The sequence below is a fragment of the Roseateles sp. P5_B10 genome, from assembly GCF_056400485.1.
In genome coordinates this window covers 1-2,668 of the sequence record NZ_JBFULE010000721.1, presented here as the reverse complement: position 1 = coordinate 2,668, position 2,668 = coordinate 1, and the positions used below count along the sequence as shown (strand labels likewise).

Genomic DNA, 2,668 nt, shown 5'->3' with positions numbered 1-2,668 from the left:
CCCTTGGCCAGCACCTCGAGGTTGTCGTCCAGGGCGCCCATCCAGGGGCCCATCTTTTCTTCCTCGGTGCCGGGCAGGAAGCCGATGTCCTCGCCCACGGGCACGGTCACGCGGGTGACGATGATCTCGCTGTAGCGGCGGTCATCGAAAACCTGGGCGAGCGCGGCGGCCAGCGTCATCAGCGTCTTGCCGGTGCCGGCGGTGCCGGTCAGCGTGATGAAGTCGCATTCCGGGTCCATCAGCAGGTTCAGCGCGAAGTTCTGCTCGCGGTTGCGCGACGTCACGCCCCAGACGGCGTGCTTCTGATTGCCGTAGTCCTTCAGCGTGCGCAGCACGGCCGTCTTGCCGGTGATCTCGGTGACCTTGGCGTACAGGGGCGTCTCGCCGGGCGCCTCCAGGTAGACCAGCTCGTTGATCAGCAGCGTGGGCACGAGCGGGCCGCTGATGCGGTAGTAGGTCGTGCCGCCCTGCTGCCAGCTCTCCATGGTCTTGCCATGGCGGTCCCAGAAATCCGAGGGCAGCGCCTGGACGCCGGTGTAGAGCAGGTCGGAGTCTTCCAGCGTCTTGTCGTTGCGGTAGTCCTCCGCCGGCAGGCCCAGGGCGCGGGCCTTGATGCGCATGTTGATGTCCTTGGACACCAGCACCACTTCGCGGCCGGGGTGCAGGCCTTTCAGCGCCTGGACGACGCCCAGGATCTGGTTGTCCGCCTTGCCCTGGGGCAGGCCTTGCGGCAGCGGCGCATCGATCAGCTCGGTCTGGAAGAAGAGCTTGCCTTCGGCTTCGCGGTGGCCCGTGCCGGCCAGGGCCAGGCCCTTKGCCATCTCCTCGATGCCGCTGGTCTTCAGGCTGGCGGCGAGCTGGTCCAGTTCGCGGCTGACCTGGCGCACGTTGCGGGCGACCTCGGTCATGCCCTTCTTGTGGCCGTCCAGCTCCTCGAGCGTGATCATGGGCAGGAAGACGTCGTGCTCCTCGAAGCGGAACAGCGACATCGGGTCGTGCATCAGCACATTGGTGTCGAGCACGAAGAGCTTGGCGGCGCCGGCGGGTTTTCGCGTGCGTTTGGGCGCGGCGGCTCTGGCCGGCGCCTTGCTGGCTGTTTTTATGGGCAGTCCCGGCCTGGCGGCAGCGGGGCTGGAGGTGGGGGTGGGAAGCCGCAGCACTTCGGCTGTCGGCACCGCGACCGGAGCGGCGGCGGGCGCGACGACGACGGGAGGCGTCGCGCGAGGTTTGCTGGGGGTCAGAGTGGCCGAGTAAGCAGAGGCATCGAGGCGGCTGGCGCGTTGTGCAGGAGGCTTAGGCAGTGGCATTTACGGCGGATGGGCGACAAGTGAACCCCACGCGATCCAGGCTCCAGAAAGCAAAAAGCCGCACAGGATGAGTGCGGCTTTGCAGTCTGTGACAAGGATTCGACCCGGGGCATGAGCTGATTATGCACATACCGCGGGGGCCCGCGATGTCAGCAAACAACGCGTTTTTCGCGCGTCATGTGGCGCCTTGTGCGGCTTAGGCGGCTTCCTTCTTGAGGCCCTTCACGGCCTTCAGCACCTCGTCGACGTGGCCGGCGACCTTGATGCCGCGCCATTCGCCCACCAGGATGCCGTTCGGGGCGATCAGGAAGGTCGAGCGCTCGATGCCCTTGACCTTCTTGCCGTACATGATCTTGTTCTTGACCACGCCGAACATGTGGCAGAGCTTTTCTTCCGTGTCGGCGATCAGCTCGAAGGGCAGCTCCAGGGCCTGCTTGAACTTCTCGTGCGAAGCCATGTTGTCGCGCGAAACACCGAGCACCACCGCGCCGGCCTTCACGAAGTCCTTGTGGCGGTCGCGGAATTGCATCGCCTCGGTGGTACAACCGGGCGTGTTGTCCTTCGGGTAGAAATACAGCACGACCGACTTGCCCAGGAAGGCATTGGCAGTGAACTTCACGCCGCCGGTGGCTTGAGCCTCAATTTCCGGCAGGGGTTTGTTGAGCGCAGGCGTCATTGGGGGGTGCAGCAGGAGTTGTGCTCACGGGGTCCCCGGTTCGTGATCGCTCTGTGAAGCCTTTCACAAAAACAATCTACGCGGGCGCCCGCAAGCAATAGCCCGTGATTATAAAGCCTCCCCGGTCTCCCGACCGGCGGAGGTCATCCCTCAATGAGCAATGCTGCCAGAACGTTGCGGCCTTCACTGGCAAGCACGTTGTAAGTGCGGCAAGCGGCTGCGTTGTCCATGACTTCGAAGCCGATGCGCGCTTCAACCAGCCCACGCCACAGGGCCGGGCTCGGGAAACGCAACCGGGCGCCGCTGCCGAAGACGACCAGTTCGGGGTTCAAGGCCTTGATCGCTTCGAAATGTGCAGGCTGAAGTTCCTCGAAGCGCGAAGGCGCCCAGGCAGCCACGTCGCCTTTCCAGGGGACCAGGACACTCGCCGTGTGCGGCCGGCCGTTGACCCAGACCCCCTGGGCGTCATGGCGCGAAATGCTGTTGCCGCCTTGCGGCTCGTCAAGCTGGAACTTCATCGGGAAAAGGTGCGAAAAGCCGGGCGCGAGTGTCGCGCAGAACGGCAGGCCGCATGCCCGGGCCTTGCTTAAACTCCAAGATCCCCCTTTTTGCACCTTCTTGCACTGCAGCATTGCTGCGCCGGAGCCCCTTTTGAAGCCCATCGCCAAGTCCAGCAAGCTCGCCA

Annotated in this window: 3 protein-coding genes; all 3 read right to left on the bottom strand. The window is 64.6% G+C overall.

Annotated features, from left to right (window positions below; all coding sequences use genetic code 11):
• Positions 1-1,307: PhoH family protein (locus AC1DU6_RS26510; RefSeq protein WP_477860771.1), on the bottom strand; the 1,307-nt coding region annotated here is incomplete at its 3' end.
• A 196-nt stretch (positions 1,308-1,503) separates the two neighbouring features.
• Positions 1,504-1,983 carry a peroxiredoxin gene (locus tag AC1DU6_RS26505; RefSeq protein WP_056195593.1) on the bottom strand — a complete coding sequence of 160 codons (480 nt, stop codon included), beginning with the start codon at positions 1,981-1,983 and terminating at the stop codon, positions 1,504-1,506.
• 143 nt (positions 1,984-2,126) lie between these two features.
• Positions 2,127-2,668: Mth938-like domain-containing protein (locus AC1DU6_RS26500; RefSeq protein WP_477860769.1), on the bottom strand; the 542-nt coding region annotated here is incomplete at its 5' end.